We start from the raw sequence: 17,873 nt of genomic DNA on the forward strand, positions 1-17,873 counted from the left end.
CCAAAGCACCTTTCGGCAAATTTGCAAATCTTTGTCAACTCATGAATTGCATATTGTAAAGTGGCAAATTTTTGCTGCTGATGCCTAAGATGGATGGCATTCCCTGGCGCGGTCACTATACACGTGAACCATGCAGTTTAGTTCTTCGTCGGCGCATCGCTCGCCACCAACTATTACTACGCTTGTTTTGCTGTCGGGATTGTCCGCGCTCAGCCTCAATCTCTTTCTACCCAGCCTTCCCAACATGGCCCTCCACTTTGAGGCCGACTACAAGGTCATGCAACTGTCGATCGCCTTGTATCTGCTGGTGAACGCTGTGCTCCAGATTCTTATCGGCCCAATTGCGGACAAGGCGGGGCGTCGCCCCGTGCTACTTTGGGGGCTGGCCCTGTTTCTGCTGGCCACGCTGGGTTGCATCTATGCCCCCAACGTCGAAATTTTTCTGGTTTTCAGAATGTGCCAGGCAATCGTCGTTGTTGGGATGGTCCTAAGTCGCGCGGCCGTGCGGGACCTCTACGATCAGGATCAGGCGGCCTCGATGATCGGTTATGTAACCATGGGCATGGCCATTGTCCCTATGATCGGCCCTGCAATCGGCGGCTTGCTCGAAGAAAGCTTCGGGTGGAAAGCCAATTTCTGGCTGCCGTTCATCCTTGGCGCACTGACATTGTTGCTGACCTATTCAGATTTTGGCGAGACCTCGGCCAAAAGCGGCAAAACACTGATGCAACAGTTCAGGGAGTACCCCGAACTACTTGGGTCACCACGGTTTTGGGGGTATTCGCTGTCTTCGGCGTTGTCGTCCGGTGCCTTCTTTGCGTATTTGGGCGGGGCTCCATTCATAGGCACCGAACTGTTCGGCCTCAGCGCTGCTGAGGTCGGCATCTACTTTGGCGCGCCCGCAGTCGGATACTTTTTCGGGAATTTCTTCAGTGGTCGCTACTCTGTGCGTTTCGGCGTCAACCGGATGGTGCTGTGGGGATGCTGGATGAATGCGGCGGGCGTCGCACTGTCAGCCGTATTGTTCCTGGCAGGATTCGGAACAGCACTCAGCTTTTTCGGCTTTATGACCTTTGTCGGCATTGGAAACGGGATGACGATACCCAACGCCACGTCCGGAGCCCTGTCGGTTCGACCACATCTGGCCGCCACTGCATCCGGACTGAGCGGCGCGATCATGCTGGGCGGCGGCGCAGGACTAAGCGCCCTCGCCGGAACGTTACTGACCCACGAGACCGGAGCGATGCCCTTGCTGTGGCTGATGATGGCGACCTCAGTTCTGGCCGTCTGCGCGATTTTGTCTGTTATTCGGCGCGAGCGGCAATTGGGCCTTTGACACGGCTTGCCTATGGCGGTTTGCAAAGTTAGCTTACCGAAATAGAAAAGTTGCAAAGGCCCGCTATGGCAACCCAAAAACTCTATGCTGGCGCAAAACTGCGCGAAATGCGCACGCGCCTGACGCTGACCCAAAAAGAATTTGCCGCCAAACTGGGCGTATCACTGCCCTATCTAAACCAGATGGAGAACAACAACCGGCCGATCTCGACCACAGTTGTTCTGGCACTAGCTCAGGAATTCGGCATGGACGTGACCGAGCTGAGCACCGGTGATAGTGAGAGGCTGGTCTCGGACATGCGCGAAGCGCTGGCGGATCCGGTCTTTGACGATGCCATCCCACCACTTGCCGATCTGCGCCTGACGGCCTCGAACGCGCCAGCGCTGGCACGGGCTTTCATCGCGCTACACAGAACCTACCGCCAGACGCACGAGCGGCTGGCTTCGCTGGACGAGGCGTTGGGGCGCGAAGACGCACAGATCCAGGCCAGCCCGTGGGAAGAAGTACGGGACTTTTTCCATTACTGCGACAACTACATCGATGCGGTGGATCGCGCGGCCGAGCGATTTGCGAGCCGCGCCCAGGATGCCGGCGGCATTCGCACAGCCGCCCTGGACAGCCTTTCCGAGCGCGGTATCAGGGTACAGTTTCGGGATATCGAAGAAACCAGGATTTACGATCCCGACGGCAAGACACTGCTGCTTTCCTCTCGGATCGCTCCGCAGACCCAGGTTTTTCAGTTATTGCTGCAGATCGCCCTGATCAGTCAGGACAAGTTGCTTGAGGCGACACTGGACTTTGCCAAGTTTCAAAGCGACGAGGCACGCGCGATTGCCAAGATCGGGCTTGCAAACTACTTCGCAGGGGCGTCGCTGATGCCCTATGCCGAGTTCCTGGCCGCAGCACAGGAATATCGCCACGATCTGGAGCTGCTCAGCAACCGTTTTGGCGCGTCAATCGAACAGGTCGCTCACCGGTTGTCGACGCTGCAACGCCCCGGGGCAAAGGGCATTCCCTTTTTCTTCGTGCGTGTGGATCAGGCCGGGACCATCACCAAAAGACACTCGGCTACACGGCTGCAATTTGCCCGGTTCGGAGGCGCCTGCCCTCTGTGGAACGTCCATCGCGCCTTTGAAACACCCGGCCATTTCCTGCGGCAACTGGCAGAAACACCTGACGGAGTGCAATACATTTCGCTTGCGCGGGATGTGTCAAAGTCCGGCGGCTCGTTCGGTGCACCAGTGCGTCGTTATGCCATTGCACTTGGGTGCGAAGTGCGCCACGCCGAGGCGCTGGTTTACGCCGACAATCTCGATTTCAACAACGCCAGTGCTTATGAGCCGATTGGTATATCCTGCCGCATCTGCGAGCGGCAGAATTGCCACCAACGCTCGGTTCCGCCATTGGAACGGCGTCTAACAATCAACGCCCATACCCGGGGCACCCTGCCCTACGAAGTGACCTGATCTTCACCTGGCCTGAAAATACCTCGGGCGAGGCGCGGCTTGCCGCGACGGGGGCAGAGCCCCCGCCCCATCTCAAGCCTTAGACAAAATCGCCCAGATCTCGTCCTTGAGCGCCGCGCGTTTTTTGCGCAGGTCCGTTTCTGCGAGATCATCCATCGGTTCGACATTGGTTTCGGCCCGATGAACTTCGCGATTCACCTCATGATATTCATCCGCCAGCCGTGCGAAATGCGCATCCGATTGCTTGAGTTGGCTCATCAACTCAACCTTGTCCGGAAACTCTTCGGCCAGTTCATGCGGGGTGTGGGACATTCCTGTTCGCTCCTGAAAATATGTTGGTACGATTCAAGTCTATTTGCCCCAGCTCCGCCCAGCTTTGACGCGGATCAATTCATGCCCATAATCACCGCTGTGCAACTGCCCATTGCGGATTAATCCACGGCCGGTCATTGGCGGCAGGCAATGCATCCTTGCCCAACAGATGGTCCGACATCTTCTCGCCCACCATGATCGACGGGGCGTTCAGATTGCCATTGGTGATTTGCGGGAAGATCGAGCTGTCAGCGACGCGCAGCCCGTCCACTCCGATCACACGCCCCTGAGGATCGACCACAGCGTTTTTGTCGTCGGCGCGGCCCATACGGCAGGTTCCGCAAGGGTGATATGCACTTTCCGCATGCTCAGCGATGAATGCGTTCAACTCTTCGTCCGACTGCACATCCGAACCCGGCTGGATCTCTTTACCAGAGTAGGGTTTGAAGGCGTCTTGCCCGAAGATTTCGCGAGTCAGGCGAATACAGGTGCGGAAATCCTCCCAATCCTCTTCATGACTCATGTAGTTGAACTTGATCACCGGCGCGTCTTCGACTTTCGCGGAGCGAAGGGTAACGGCACCGCGAGAAGGCGAGCGCATCGGCCCGACATGAGCTTGGAACCCATGCCCCTCTGCTGCCGCCTGACCGTCATAGCGAACGGCAATCGGAAGGAAGTGATACTGAATGTCCGGGTATTCCACACCGGGCTTGGACCGGATGAAAGCCGCGCTTTCGAATTGGTTCGACGCGCCCAGGCCGGTCTTCGTGAACAGCCACTGCGCTCCGATCAGGCCTTTGCTGATCAGGTTCCAGTGTTTGTACAGCGTTATGGGCTGCAGGGACGCCTGCTGGATGTACAGCTCAAGATGGTCCTGCAGGTTCGCCCCCACGCCCGGGCGGTCGGCAACAACTTCGATCCCGTGCTCGGCAAGATGGGCTGCGGAACCTATGCCCGACAACATCAGTAGTTTGGGCGAGTTGATTGAAGACGCCGCCAGAACCACTTCGCGCCGGGCGCGGATGACCTCTTTCTTGCCGCCACGGATCAACTCAACCCCGGTCGCGCGGCCATTTTCAATAACGACCCGAGCGGCCAGCCCGCGGACGATATCGCAATTCTCACGCTTGAGCGCAGGCTTCAGGTACGCATTCGCGGCCGACCAGCGCCGCCCCTTCCAGACGGTTTGCTCCATCGGGCCGAAGCCTTCTTGCTTTTCACCGTTATAGTCGCCCGTGACTTCGTAACCAGCCTGCTGGCCTGCGTCGACAAATGCCTGAAACAAGGGGTTTTCACGTGGACCGCGCGAGACATGCAGCGGGCCATCGGTGCCGCGCCATGTCGGATCGCCACCATGGCCGCCGTCATGCCATGTCTCCATACGTTTGTAGTACGGCAGCACATCCGCATAGGACCAGCCATCGGCACCCATCTCGGCCCACGTGTCGAAATCCCGCGCGTGACCACGGACATAGACCATACCGTTGATCGAGGATGATCCGCCAATCACCTTGCCTCGCGGGCAAGCCAGTTGACGGTTGTTCAGATGCGGCTCGGGCTCGGACCGGTAGCCCCAGTCATACATCGGCATGTTCATCGGATAGCTAAGCGCCGCCGGCATCTGGATAAACGGGCCGGCATCGGTGCCGCCATGTTCGATAACCAGAACCGAGGCCCCGGCCTCGCTCAGTCGATATGCCATCGCGCATCCTGCGGATCCTGCGCCTACGATGACGAAATCTGCTTCCATTTTCGGGTCTCCATGACCCGCCGAGCCTATTTGAGGCGCTTTCGGCGGGAGTATTTTCAAAAAGGTGAAGAGGTCACTCGCCGCGCGGGAAGCGGGCGTTTTCCTCTACGACATTCAGATCCATGTGGTTTCGCATGTAGCGCTCGGATGCCTTTTGCAGCGGCTGGTAGTCCCATGGGTAATAGCCACCCTGCCGCAGCGCTTCGTAAACGACCCAGCGGCGCGCCTGACTGGCACGAACATCCGCATCGAACTGATCCAGATCCCAACGCGCCTGAGATTTGGCGCGCAAGGTCTCGAGTGTGCCTGCGTGTTCTGGTTTCTCGGCCAGGTTTTCCAACTCATGCGGGTCGGCCTCCAGATCATACAATTGATCCGGATCCAACTCGCAGCGATTGTATTTCCACTTGCCATAGCGCAGCGAAACCAGCGGTGCGTACGAAGCTTCGGCGGCATACTCCATCTTCACCGGCGCTGTCCGTTCGGTGCCATTGGCCAGCGGCACGAGGTCCTCGCCATCGGTCCATGGCGCGATTTCGGCCATATCCACGCCTGCCAACGCGCCAAGAGTTGGCGTAACGTCGATTGTCGAAACCGGCGTGTCTATACGGCCTGCCGGCATGTCCGGGGCCGAGATCATCAGCGGCACACGCGCCGAGCCTTCGTAGAAGTTCATTTTGAACCAAAGGCCGCGTTCGCCCAGCATGTCGCCGTGGTCCGAGACAAACATGATGATCGCCTCTTGCCGCGTGGTTTCCAGCACTTCGAGTATTTCGCCGATCTTGTCGTCCAGATACGAAATGTTGGCAAAGTAAGCGCGCCGCGATTTGCGGATGTCGTCTTCGGTGATGTCGAAACTGCGCCAGTCATTGGCATCAAAGATACGCTTCGAATGCGGATCCTGATTGTCATAGCCAAGGTCCGCGACCTCGGGCTGCAGATACTCGCAGTCTTCGTATAGATCCCAGTACTTTCGGCGTGCAACGTAGGGGTCATGCGGGTGGGTAAAGCTGACCGTCACACACCAGGGGCGGTCATCCTTGCCGCGGGCCAGATCATAAAGCTTGGCCTTGGCGTTATAGGCAACCTCGTCGTCGTACTCCATCTGGTTCGAGATTTCGGCCACGCCCGCGCCCGTGACCGAGCCCATATTGTGATACCACCAATCGATCCGCTCGCCGGGCTTGCGATAATCCGGCGTCCAGCCGAAATCGGCCGGGTAGATGTCGGTGGTTAGACGATCCTCGAACCCGTGCAACTGGTCGGGGCCGACGAAATGCATCTTGCCCGACAGGCACGTGTAGTAACCCGCCCGACGCAGATGGTGCGCATAGGTTGGGATATCGCTGCGGAATTCGGCGGCGTTGTCATACACACCCGTGCGCGAAGGCAACTGTCCGGACATGAAGCTAGCCCGCCCCGGCGCGCAAAGGGGCGATGCCGTGTATGCATTGGCAAACCGGGTTGACCGCTCGGCCAGCTTTTTCAGGTTCGGAGCGTGAAGCCAGTCAGCGGGACCGTCTGGAAAGAGGGTCCCGTTAAGCTGATCCACCATCAGGATCAGAATGTTCGGTTTTGTCATTTTTCAGCCTCGAGCAGAGTGTTGAGGACACGCATCGCGTGGTTCACGGCCAGTTGCGGTTCTTCGGGTGCGCTGAGTGCGGCGCGGATATACAGCCCGTCGATCAGGGCGATCATGTTCTCGGCCGCCTCGACCGGGTCGCTCAGAAGCGGACGCAACGCGTCGATGAGGTTTGACCGAATGCGCGCCTGATAGATTTGCCACAAGCGCAAAGCGTCATCGTTGGTCTGCGACAACACGTAAAACGTCATCCACGCCGCAATGACATCCGGTGTAAAACAGGACGGTGCGAAACAGGCCCGGATAATGGCCTGCGCTCGCTCTTGCGGAGCAGCGTTTCTGAGTTCACCGCGGGCTTCGGCGGCAAAATCGGACAAGATGCGGCGCATGGCGGCCAGGAATATCTGATCTTTACCACCGAAGTAGTGATGCGCCAGCGCGCTGGACATGCCGGCCCGCTTTGCGATCTGGCTGACGGTTACATCAAGGGATTTTTTCGACCCGAGCTCAGCAATCGTCGCCTTGACGATCGCATCACGACGGATTGGCTCCATTCCGAGTTTCGGCATCGCTATCCCCTCATTACGTATACTGAGAAAACGCTAAGGGGTTTTTATTGACTCGTCAATCAATAACGTTTTGAGCCACGGGAAACAGCTAGAGTTTGGGTGCGATGCTGGGGGTCGTCAAGCTGCTACGGTTCAGCACCGCCTCACGCCAGGCGATGAAGCTGACGGCGCACAGAATCAGACTGCCCCCTGCAACAACCCAAATGTCGACACGTTCGTTGAAAACGATCGCTCCCAGCAATGTGGCCCAGATCAGCTGCAAGAAGGTTACGGGCTGCGTGACCGCGACCGGAGCCGCTTTCAGCGCCAGCGTCATGAAATAATGGCCCGCCGTGGCAAAGCTGGCGACCAGAAACAGCACGCCAAGGTCGCGCAGACTGGGTGGCGTCCAAACGGCAATCGCAAAGGGTATCAACGCCACCGTCACCCATATGGACATATGGGCCACGACAACCGAGGGCGGAAGATCGCGAACAAGGACTTTGGCGATCAAATACGATCCACCCAAAGTCAGCGCTGTGAACAACATCGTGATATGGCCGGCCGAGATTTCCCGGAACCCTGGGCGCAAGATGATCAGAACGCCAATCAGCGCGACGCAAATTGCTGCGATCCTGCGAATTGCCAGGCTTTCCCCCAGGAAAAGGGCGGCCCCCAAAGTTACGTAGACAGGCGTCATGTAGTTCATCGCCGTGACCTCGGCCAACGGGATCTGCGTCATCGAGAAAAACCACATCATCACTGCAAACGCATGGACGACCCCTCGCGATCCGAGAAGGACGATGTGCCTTTGCGTCAGGCGGGTTTCCAGAACCAACCGCAACGCGGGCAACAGAAACACCAATCCGAATGCAAAACGCAAGAACGCCGCTTGAATCGGGTCCATTGTGGAACCGAGCGACTTCACCAAGGCGGTCATGACCACGAAGGACAGACCGGCAGTGAACATCCAGAGCATACCTGCCAGGGGGCGATGTTGGGCGGCTAAAGTTGTCATGTTAACGGTAGAACACCGAAACCCGGCTAGACGCAACCCGTCACATCAACACAAGTTTGGCAGCAATCGCCAGCATGACCAAACCGATAAGAATATCCAGCACTTGCCATGCTCTTGGTCGCGCAAAGATCGGCGAAAGGACGCCAGCCCCGTACCCAAGCGAAAAGAAAAAGACAAAGCTGGAGGTCATGGCGCCCAGAGCAAATGCCATGCGGTCATCATACTGCGCCGAAATCGACCCAATCAGAACAACCGTGTCCAGATACACATGCGGATTGAGCCAGGTGAACGCGAGCACCGTCAGCAGAACCGGTTTCAGGTTGGTGCGGCTGCCCTCACCAATTTCCATCGCAGCGCCGCCGCGCCAGGCCGAATTCAGGCTCCGCAGCCCGTACCATGTCAGGAAGATCGCGCCGCCATAACGCATTACCGTCTCGAACCACGGCAACGCATGCGCCAGCGTTCCAAACCCGGCCACCCCCGCCGCGATCAGAATAGCGTCTGATACCGCACAGGTGAGACACAAGGGAAATACATGCTCACGCCGCAGTCCCTGACGCAAGACAAACGCGTTCTGCGCGCCAATGGCGAGGATAAGGCTGAAACCAAGCGCAAAACCGGCGATCAGAGATGTGAACATGGAGCCTCCTGCGTTCTGAAGCATTGACTACGCGCCCGAAGGCCATCTATCAAATTAAAGATGTTCATCCGAATTAAGAACTGCTAATGCTGCTGGACCCCAACCACCTGTCTGCACTGTCTGCCATTTTGCGCCATGGCAGCTTTGACGCAGCCGCATCCGATCTAGCGGTGACACCATCTGCCATTTCGCAGCGGATCAAAGCGCTTGAAGACCGCGTTGGTGCAAGCCTGATTAATCGGGGAACTCCCTGCACGGCCACTCCGATGGGATTGCGCATAGCGCAGCATGCTGCGGATATCGGACTGCTGGAGGCGGAATTGGCACGCGAACTGACATTGGATCAGACAAGCGGCCCAGCACGCGTTCGCATCGCGGTTCCAGCGGACGTTCTGGCGACGTGGTTCATCGACGCGATAACGCAGGTCGACGGTCTGCTGTTCGATCTGGTCGTCGACGATCAAGACCACTCGGCCGAATGGCTACGACGCGGCGAGGTCAGCGCCGCCGTCACAGTCGGAGGAGACACGATCCCCGGCGCTGACGCCCTCGCCCTTGGTGCCTTGCGGTACATTCCCACGGCCAACCCGGACTTCATGCGCAAGTGGTTCGCTGAGGGCGTGAATGCCCACACATTATCCCGCGCACCCTGCCTGACGTTCAACCACAAAGACGGTCTGCAAAAAGCGTGGATAACCCGGCAAACAGGTCAGCGCCTATCGCCGCCATCGCATTTTCTGCCCTCTTCGCAGGGATTTGTAGAGGCAGCCATTGCCGGATTGGGATGGGGCATGAACCCTGTCGGCCTTGCGCAGGAAGCTTTGGAGGACGGCCGCTTATGCCCCGTTCTGCCAAACGCTCCGCTGGACGTCAGACTGACCTGGCAGGTCGGCCGGGTCCTGTCCACAGCACTTGCCCCCCTGACCGCCGCGGTCAGGCGCACTGCGGCCATCGCCCTTCTTTCCGTCGACACCTGAGATGTCGTTCAAGAGCGCGCAGTTTCCTTGGTATGGGGAAGGACTAAACGGTAACAGGTGATGGCTGCAAATACGCTGGTGGCGACAATGAAGGCGATTGCCCAGGCGACCTCGTGCATATGCGCCACACCCGCCAAGGCGGCAGAGAACAGCACCCCGGAAATCCTGCAAATGCTTTTGACGGCGGCCGCCCCTTTGACCCGCTGGTCCTTGGGGGCGACATCCAGAAAATATAGCTTTCTGGCGCTGCCGATCCCGGTCACCGCCACTGTCACAATGAACAAGGCCACGGCATGCAGGTGCACCTCATGATCCATGCCCAGAAAATGCACCAGCAAAAGTGCAGCCCCGGTGAATGCAACCATCAGGTTCCCGACCACCATCACGGCGCGGTGTGACTTCATGTTTACGAACTGCCACAACGGAGCGGACACCAGATATCCCGATGCCGACGATACGATCATGGCGGTCAGCCCCTTGGCCGAACTGTGATGAGCCTCGGCGGCGATCAGGGCGAAGAAGGGCACGGAAAGCGAAACAACCACAAGCGGCATACGCATAAGCATGTATCGCCGGAACCATGCTTCATCGAACATGGCGGCGATATCGGTAAAGTTCTCGATGAACTTTCGCTTTCTCGCGGGCGGCGGATCGACCCGTTCCTCGGACGGCCCTGCACCCTCTGACATCATGAGGATCGACAAGCCCGACAAAACGAAAAAGGTCACAGACACGGCGATGACTGCGGAATGGCGGGAGAACGGCGGGTTTTCCTTGGTGAATTCATGCACCAGCAGCGCGATACCAATCGCCCCAAGCCCACCGACACCAAGCTGCAGGTAGTGCATGACCATCCGCGATTTGGAGTGCACGTGATCGCCCAGCAGGTCGGTATACATTAGCGACTGGATTTCTTCGATCAGGCCGATCAGGAAGAACGCCGCCACAAAAGCCAATCCGATGATCGGTACAACTCCGGTCGCTGCAACAACCACAGCCATGACGAGGCAAGCGCCAATTGCGATTTCGGTCATTGCGATTGCGCGTTTCTTCCGTTCCCGCGCCGCAATGGGTTGCGCCAGGAACACGTCCGAGATCATGCTGCCGACCATGCGCACTGACACCAAGGCCCCGGCTATGAACATCGGAAGCTCCAACGAGACCGCCAGAAACGGCAAAACGACGGACGGGCTGCCCAAAGTCCAGGCCACCTGAGACAATATGCTCTGCCCGGCCAGGACCGGGACGTTTCTTTTGGACTTGTCCTGAGCGATGTCCGTCACTCGCTTGTCTGTGTTTCTCCGTGCTCTGCGCAGCGTGTTCGCCGCACAGGGTCGAATAATCTAGTCTTTTTAGCTTACTCAGTTCGGCACGACCGGCCAAGAACCCTTTGTGCGCAATGCAAAAAACCCGGCCAGAGGCCGGGCTTTGTTAGCTTTTACTACGATAAGGGTCAGAGCTGCGCCATCACCTCGTCTGACGCTTCGAAATTCGTCGTTACGCGCTGGACGTCATCGTCGTCTTCCAGCGCATCGACCAGCTTCATCAGCTTTTGCATGTCTTCCAGACCCAACTCGGTCGTGGTGGTGGGCTTCCAGACCAGCTTGGTGGATTCCGATTCCCCCAATGCGGTCTCAAGCGCATTCGACACTTCGTTCAGGTCCGTATCGGCACACCAGATGATGTGACCTTCGTCCGCGCTTTCGACATCTTCGGCACCAGCTTCGATAGCCGCTTCAAACACCGTGTCTGCATCGCCTACGGTCGCCGGATAGACCACTTCGCCCTTGCGCTCGAACATGAAACCGACCGAGCCGGTTTCACCCAGGTTGCCGCCGTTCTTGGAAAAGGTCGAACGCACGGTCGAGGCGGTCCGGTTGCGGTTGTCTGTCATCGTCTCGACGATCACCGCCACACCGTTCGGGCCATAGCCCTCATACCGGATTTCTTCGTATTCGTCGCCTTCGCCTGCAACCGATTTCTTGATCGCGCGGTCGATCACATCTTTGGGGACGGAATTCGACTTGGCCTCTTTCACAGCCAAACGCAGACGCGGATTTTTGTCAGGATCAGGGTCGCCCATCTTGGCGGCAACGGTGATCTCTTTCGACAGTTTGGAAAACAGCTTGGACCGCGCGGCGTCCTGACGCCCCTTGCGGTGCTGGATGTTGGCCCATTTGGAATGGCCTGCCATATTGCGTCCTCGTGATAGTGATTGCGTATTCGGCGCTCATATAGACGTTTGCAGGGCTAAGGATCAAGAGAGCGGCTTGCGACAGTCGTCGCGACGGTTATGGTGGCCGCATGACAACAGACCAGATTATTCTATTTTCCCTTTTCGCCACTGTATTTGGAATGCTGCTGTGGGGGAAGTTTCGATATGACCTTGTAGCCTTTACCGCCCTTTTGATCGGCGTTGTGTTGGGTGTTGTACCGGTTGATAACGCTTTTGCCGGGTTCGGACACCCCGCCACCATCATCGTTGCTTTGGTTCTGGTCGTCTCGGCGGGGCTTGTCCGATCGGGGGCCGTCTTTCTGATCACCCGCACGTTGGTTGATGCTTCACGCGGGCTTGGGGCGCATATTGCGCTGATGGGTGGGATTGGCGCGGTTCTGTCGGCCTTTATGAATAACGTGGCCGCGCTGGCGCTGCTGATGCCGGTCGATATCCAAACCGCGCGCAAGGCGGGGCGATCGGTCGGCCTGACCCTGATGCCGCTGAGCTTTGCCACCATTCTGGGTGGTATGGCCACTCTGATCGGAACGCCGCCCAATATCATCATCGCCTCGATCCGGGCAGAGACGTTGGGCGAACCGTTTCGCATGTTCGACTTTGCCCCCGTTGGCGGTCTGGCCGCAATCGCTGGCCTAGCCTTTGTCGCTCTTGTCGGCTGGCGGTTGATCCCTAATCGCGGAACACAAGAGGAGGCCTCAGAAACCCTGGCCGAATACATTGCGGAATTGACCGTCCCGGAGGAATCCCAACAAGTTGGTAAACGTGTCAGCGAGCTTTATGAGGCTGCCGAGAAGTCCGACGTGGCGATCATCGGCCTTATCCGGGATGGCAAACGGCGCTATGGCCGCTCGGCCCATGCGACAATTAAACCGGGTGATGCATTGGTGCTGGAGGCCCGACCTGAGGCGCTGGACGAATTCCGCACGGCGCTGAACCTCGATTTCTCAGATACCCGCCGTCAGGAATTGCTGACCGCCGAGGGGGACGGTCTGGAAGTGGTTGAGGTTGTTGTGCCTTTGAACGCACGTGTCACCGGCCGTACCGCGCAAGGGTTGGGTCTTGCTTGGCGTCAAAGCACTGTTCTGATGGGAATTTCACGTCAAGGTCGACAGATAACCGAACAGGTGCGCAAAACCCAGATTGAGGCGGGCGACATTCTTTTGCTCCTCTGCCCCCGCGATCGCAGCGCCGATGTGACCGAATGGCTGGGGTGTTTGCCACTTGCGGAACGCGGACTGAACGTCACCGCCAATGAAAAGGCCTGGCTGGCCATTGGTCTGTTTGGCGCTGCTGTGCTAGCGGCCAGTGTCGGGCTGATCTACCTGCCCATTGCATTAGGTCTGGTCGTCGTCGCATATGTGCTGACCAAGATCATGCCTATTGCCGATATCTACAACCATATCGAGTGGCCCGTTGTCGTGCTGCTGGGCTCGATGATCCCGCTTGGCAGCGCGTTGGAGACGTCCGGTGGCACGGAACTTATTGCGAATGCGTTGATTCAACTGACCGATGGCCTCCCCGCATGGGCCATTCTGACTGTTCTGATGGTGGTCACCATGACCCTATCGGACGTGTTGAACAATACGGCCACGGCCATCGTCGCAGCGCCAGTCGGTATCCAGATGGCCCGCACGCTCGAGGTGTCGCCCGATCCGTTCCTGATGACGGTCGCCGTGGCTGCCTCGGCCGCGTTCCTGACGCCGATCGGGCACAAGAACAATACGCTGGTCCTGGGGCCCGGAGGGTATCAGTTTGGCGACTATTGGCGCATGGGACTGCCGCTGGAAATCCTGATCATCGCCGTTTCCATTCCGGCCATCCTTGTGTTCTGGCCACTGTGACGGTTAAGAGCCTTATCATGAAACGATTTCTGATCCTGCAATTGCGCCCGGAAACCGATGCTTCGGATGCGGAGTACGCGTCGATTCTGGACAAGACCGGACTGTCACCGGACCAGGCCCATCGGATCCGATTGGACTGTGAGGCTTTGCCCGACGATCTGGATGTCACAGATTACGCCGGGGTGATTGTCGGTGGCGGTCCGGGATGCGTCAGTGACGATCCGGAAACCAAATCAGAAACCGACGCGCGCATTGAAGGGACCATCATGGGGCTGATGCCGCAAATCATCGCGCGGGATCATCCGTTTATGGGCTGCTGCTATGGGTTGGGCATTTTGGCTGCCCATCTTGGCGGTGATGTCAGCAAAGACAGGTACAGTGAACCTGTCGGACCTTCGACCTGCCACTTGACCGAAGACGGGGCGCAAGACCCGCTGACGGCAGGACTGAGCGGAACATTCGACGCCTTCGTCGGTCACAAAGAGGCGGTACAAGCGCTGCCCGACGGGTGCGTTCACCTGCTGGCCTCGGACACCTGCCCGTTTCAGATGATCCGATGGGGGCAGAATGTCTACGCAACGCAGTTCCACCCCGAAGCCGATGCGCGTGATTTTGAGCAACGCATCAACATCTACAAGAACCACGGCTATTTCCCGCCCGAGGATGCCCAGCGTCTGATCGATATCTGCCATGCCGCGGACGTCACGCAACCGGCCGAAATCCTCCGCAGGTTCGCTGAACGCTACAGATGACCTAACGGCGTTATTGCCTGATCCACGACCGCTCGCTTAGGGTGGCCCGAACGGCTTTGGGAGGAGTTGTTCTTGGATTTTCTAATAAATGTCGGCCTGCCGCTGTCGCTGGCCATTATCATGCTGTCCCTTGGCGTCGGGCTCGAAGTCGCTGATTTCCGCCGCGTCCTTAATCGGCGCTACCCATTCGCCATCGGCGCGCTGAGTCAGGTTGTGCTGCTGCCGGTCGCAGCCTTCATCACGGTCAAACTGTTTGCCCTGCCGCCCGAGATCGCGGTCGGCTTCATGATCCTCAGCTTTTGCCCGGGTGGTGTGACCAGCAACATCCTGTCAAAGCTGGCCAAGGGCGACGTCGCCCTTTCAGTCAGTCTGACCGCCGTCATCAGCTTGCTTTCGATGGTGACGGTCCCATTCCTGGCCGCCTGGTCAGTGAGCTACTTTTTGGGCGATGCCGCGCCAGAGGTTTCGATCACGGGGCTGGCAATCGCCATGTTTCTTATTACCACGCTGCCCGTTGCCATCGGAGTAGCACTTCGCAGCTTTGCAACAGGATTTGCAAACAAGATCGAAGCGCTGCTTTCAAAGCTCGCGACCGTCCTTTTCGTGCTTATTGTTCTGGCGGCCCTGGCCGGAAACTGGCAGCTATTCGTCGACAACCTCGGCATCATGGGCGCCGGGTTGATCTCGCTGAACATCGCGTTGTTGCTGATCGGGCTGGGGCTAGCGCGTGCTGCAAATCTATCGTGGAATGAAAGTAAAACGGTCTCAATTGAGACCGGCATACAAAACTCGACGCTTGGGATTACACTGGCCGCGCTGATCACCGGAACGGAAAGCGGGTTCAGCCCGCTGGCCCTGCCCTCGGCCGTGTACGGCATCACGATGTACGCGGTTGCCCTGCCATTTATCCTGTGGTTCCGCCGCCGTTGAAAGGACATGACATGACCAACAATACTGCAGATGCCATCGTTGTGGGGGCCGGTTTGGCCGGGCTGGCAGCCGCCGCCGAGTTGGGAGATCGCGGCAAGAAGGTGATCGTGGTCGATCAGGAGCCTGAACATTTCCTTGGTGGTCAGGCATTCTGGAGCCTCGGTGGGCTGTTCATGGTCGACACGCCCGAGCAGAGGCGGATGGGCATCAAGGACAGTTATGATCTGGCTCTGCGCGACTGGATGGGAAGCGCGCAGTTCGACCGCGACGAAGATGCCTGGCCCCGCAAATGGGCCGAGGCTTACGTAGAATTCGCGGCTGGCGAAATGCGCCCCTGGCTGCACGACATGGGGCTGCGTTGGTTCCCGATCATCGGTTGGGCTGAACGGGGTGGATCATACGCGGATGGTCATGGAAACTCGGTTCCCCGTTTTCATATAACGTGGGGGACCGGTCCGGGCGTACTTGAGCACTTCATCCGCCGCGTACGCGAACACGTCAAAAGCGGTTTGATCGAGTTGAAATTCCGCCATCAAGTCAGCCACATCATCATGCAGAACGGCGCGGCCAAAGGTGTCTCGGGCGAGGTTCTGGCCGATGACACCGCGGCACATGGTGCCAAAACCAACCGCGATGAGGTCGGAGAGTTCGAGTTTTACGCCCCGGCTGTCATCGTTACATCAGGCGGTATTGGCGGAAACTTTGAGATGGTGCGCAAGAACTGGCCGCGTGACCGTCTGGGCCAGCCGCCAAAAGACATGGTCGCTGGCGTGCCGTTCCATGTCGATGGGCGCATGATCGGGATCAGCGAAAAGGCTGGTGGTCACGTCATCAACGGTGATCGGATGTGGCATTACACCGAGGGCGTGCGCAACTGGAACCCGATCTGGCCATCGCACGGCATCCGCATCCTGCCCGGACCAAGTTCCATGTGGTTCGATGCTGAAGGAAACCGGTTGAAGCCGCCGTGCCTGCCTGGCTTTGATACTTTGGGTACGCTGAAGGAAATCCTGAAAACCGGCCATGAATACAGCTGGTTCGTTCTGACCCAGAAGGTGATCAAGAAGGAATTCGCGCTGTCCGGTTCCGAACAGAATCCTGATATGACTGAGGGTGGTTGGAAAGAAGTTCTGTTCCAACGCATTCTGACCGGGTCTAAGGCCACCGCCCCGGTTGAGGCGTTCAAGGAACACGGAGAGGATTTCATCGTCGCGAATACCCTGACCGAACTTGTGAACGGCATGAACCATCTGGGCGAAGGCCTGATCGACGAAGCCCACCTACGCGCTCAGATTGAGGCGCGAGACTCTCAGATCGACAATCCCTTTACCAAGGACGCGCAGATGGCGGCCATTCTGGCGGCGCGCAACTATCGAGGGGACAAGCTGATCCGGACCGCCAAACCCCATAAGTTCCTTGATCCCGCAAACGGTCCGCTGATTGCGGTCAAGCTGCACGTACTGACGCGCAAAACGCTGGGTGGATTGCAGACCAATCTGGACAGTCAGATGGTTGGTGCAGACGGTCAGGTTGTCCCCGGATTATTTGCCGCCGGAGAGGTCGCCGGCTTTGGCGGCGGCGGCTACCACGGCTACAACGCCTTGGAGGGCTCGTTTTTAGGGGGATGCATCTTCTCAGGACGAAATGCAGGGCGGTCGAGGGCCGTCGCATGACGGCCCTCTACGCCCGATTATTGCCGGGCGAGTTGCACGACGGGTTGCCCGGCGCTGTCCAATAACACCAGCGTATCACCTTTGAATGCATATGCGGTCACTCCTTGCAGAGCTTTGAAAAACTGCCGTTCCACCTCATCCAAAGGCGGCGGGCAGGCCATCAGCGTTGCCGCCATATTGTCCGGGAAATCGATCTTGTTGCCAGAGATTTCGGCCTGACCGGAAAAGCGATTGCATCCACCACTGCCCGAAAACGCACCGTCTTGGGCGAAAGAAAGCGACGGGCGCTTTTCAGTCTCAAGCGAGGCCCCATTCAGCCCGGTGGCCATCCAGTTGGTGTCTTCCAGAGTGGCAGAGCCCGCAGGTTGTGCCTTCACCAGAACCAGATCCGTCGTGTTACCGGAACCATTCGTCAGAACCGGATAGGCGGTGTCAGTTGTGAACAACAGCTTGTCGCCCTGAAAAATCGATCCGCGCACCACATAGCGCATCCCCTCCTGAATCAACGCGTCGTCATAACTCAGCTCGAACTGGGCGGGCACACCGGTCAGCGCATAGCGCTTGGCCGACAGGGTCACCGACGGCGCATCCGCGCGCGAGACATCCTGCAATTGCACATAAAGCGTCGCGTCAGGCGGTACCGCGATGCGTTCGCGATACGTAGCTGTGCCTTCGATCGTTCCACCTGCGGCCGCGCCGGTCAATACGACAGCCATGGCTGCAGCCGTCAGCGCAGTGTATCCGGTCTTGAGCATTGGTGTGCTCCTTCTTGTAAATTCACTTATTCAAAACATTGTGTGAGAATCAGAGTT

16 protein-coding genes are annotated in these 17,873 nt (G+C 58.2%); 7 read left to right on the forward strand and 9 right to left on the reverse strand.

The features are described 5' to 3' along the window. The first annotated feature begins 130 nt into the window (after positions 1-130). The gene (locus tag ACR0AA_RS04070) at positions 131-1,336 is read left to right on the forward strand and encodes a multidrug effflux MFS transporter (RefSeq protein WP_480755492.1); all 1,206 of its coding nucleotides are present in this window, start codon (positions 131-133) and stop codon (positions 1,334-1,336) included. 65 nt (positions 1,337-1,401) lie between these two features. Further along, positions 1,402-2,802: a helix-turn-helix domain-containing protein gene (locus ACR0AA_RS04075; RefSeq protein ID WP_480755493.1), complete on the forward strand. Its 1,401-nt coding sequence runs from the start codon at positions 1,402-1,404 to the stop codon at positions 2,800-2,802. Between the two features lie 72 nt (positions 2,803-2,874). On the opposite strand, the gene ACR0AA_RS04080 is transcribed toward ACR0AA_RS04075, so the two are convergent. The 6 genes from ACR0AA_RS04080 to ACR0AA_RS04105 all read right to left on the reverse strand — a co-directional run bounded on the left by ACR0AA_RS04080 (position 2,875) and on the right by ACR0AA_RS04105 (position 8,652). Further along, positions 2,875-3,114, reverse strand: coding sequence for an HP1242/YdcH family protein (locus ACR0AA_RS04080; RefSeq protein ID WP_239337210.1), 240 nt, complete (start codon positions 3,112-3,114; stop codon positions 2,875-2,877). 91 nt (positions 3,115-3,205) lie between these two features. Then, complete coding sequence (betA, locus tag ACR0AA_RS04085) at positions 3,206-4,864, reverse strand: choline dehydrogenase (RefSeq protein WP_480755494.1); 1,659 nt, start codon at positions 4,862-4,864, stop codon at positions 3,206-3,208. A gap of 73 nt (positions 4,865-4,937) precedes the next feature. Further along, positions 4,938-6,446, reverse strand: coding sequence for a choline-sulfatase (gene betC / locus ACR0AA_RS04090; protein WP_480662465.1), 1,509 nt, complete (start codon positions 6,444-6,446; stop codon positions 4,938-4,940). Next, positions 6,443-7,015 carry a choline-binding transcriptional repressor BetI gene (betI, locus tag ACR0AA_RS04095; protein ID WP_480662463.1) on the reverse strand — a complete coding sequence of 191 codons (573 nt, stop codon included), beginning with the start codon at positions 7,013-7,015 and terminating at the stop codon, positions 6,443-6,445. The genes betC and betI overlap by 4 nt, the downstream gene beginning before the upstream one ends. 88 nt (positions 7,016-7,103) lie before the next feature. Beyond that, on the reverse strand, positions 7,104-8,012 hold the full coding sequence (locus tag ACR0AA_RS04100; protein ID WP_480755495.1) for a DMT family transporter: 909 nt from the start codon (positions 8,010-8,012) through the stop codon (positions 7,104-7,106). Between the two features lie 40 nt (positions 8,013-8,052). After that, positions 8,053-8,652 carry a LysE/ArgO family amino acid transporter gene (locus ACR0AA_RS04105; RefSeq protein ID WP_480755496.1) on the reverse strand — a complete coding sequence of 200 codons (600 nt, stop codon included), beginning with the start codon at positions 8,650-8,652 and terminating at the stop codon, positions 8,053-8,055. 86 nt (positions 8,653-8,738) lie between these two features. Between ACR0AA_RS04105 and ACR0AA_RS04110 the strand changes: the two genes are divergently transcribed. Further along, entirely contained in the window at positions 8,739-9,629 is an 891-nt protein-coding gene (locus ACR0AA_RS04110; protein WP_480755497.1) for a LysR family transcriptional regulator ArgP, read from the forward strand. Between the two features lie 8 nt (positions 9,630-9,637). On the opposite strand, the gene ACR0AA_RS04115 is transcribed toward ACR0AA_RS04110, so the two are convergent. Further along, positions 9,638-10,912: a permease gene (locus ACR0AA_RS04115; RefSeq protein WP_480755498.1), complete on the reverse strand. Its 1,275-nt coding sequence runs from the start codon at positions 10,910-10,912 to the stop codon at positions 9,638-9,640. 170 nt (positions 10,913-11,082) lie between these two features. Further along, positions 11,083-11,823 (reverse strand): YebC/PmpR family DNA-binding transcriptional regulator, encoded by a 741-nt coding sequence (locus ACR0AA_RS04120; RefSeq protein WP_480662454.1) that lies wholly within the window; start codon positions 11,821-11,823, stop codon positions 11,083-11,085. A 110-nt stretch (positions 11,824-11,933) separates the two neighbouring features. Between ACR0AA_RS04120 and ACR0AA_RS04125 the strand changes: the two genes are divergently transcribed. The 4 genes from ACR0AA_RS04125 (at position 11,934) to ACR0AA_RS04140 (ending at position 17,061) form a co-directional block, all read left to right on the forward strand. Continuing rightward, a complete protein-coding gene (locus tag ACR0AA_RS04125; RefSeq protein ID WP_480662452.1) occupies positions 11,934-13,706 on the forward strand; it encodes an SLC13 family permease in 1,773 nt (590 codons plus the stop codon). Between the two features lie 17 nt (positions 13,707-13,723). Further along, a complete protein-coding gene (locus ACR0AA_RS04130) occupies positions 13,724-14,458 on the forward strand; it encodes a glutamine amidotransferase (protein WP_480662450.1) in 735 nt (244 codons plus the stop codon). Between the two features lie 72 nt (positions 14,459-14,530). Next, a complete protein-coding gene (locus tag ACR0AA_RS04135) occupies positions 14,531-15,388 on the forward strand; it encodes a bile acid:sodium symporter family protein (protein ID WP_480755499.1) in 858 nt (285 codons plus the stop codon). 11 nt (positions 15,389-15,399) lie between these two features. After that, positions 15,400-17,061: an FAD-binding dehydrogenase gene (locus tag ACR0AA_RS04140; RefSeq protein WP_480662446.1), complete on the forward strand. Its 1,662-nt coding sequence runs from the start codon at positions 15,400-15,402 to the stop codon at positions 17,059-17,061. 17 nt (positions 17,062-17,078) lie between these two features. Here the strand turns inward: ACR0AA_RS04140 and ACR0AA_RS04145 are convergent, their stop codons facing one another. Beyond that, entirely contained in the window at positions 17,079-17,816 is a 738-nt protein-coding gene (locus ACR0AA_RS04145) for a YbaY family lipoprotein (RefSeq protein WP_480662444.1), read from the reverse strand. Positions 17,817-17,873: the final 57 nt, after the last annotated feature.

The organism is Ruegeria sp. CE8, from assembly GCF_056537465.1.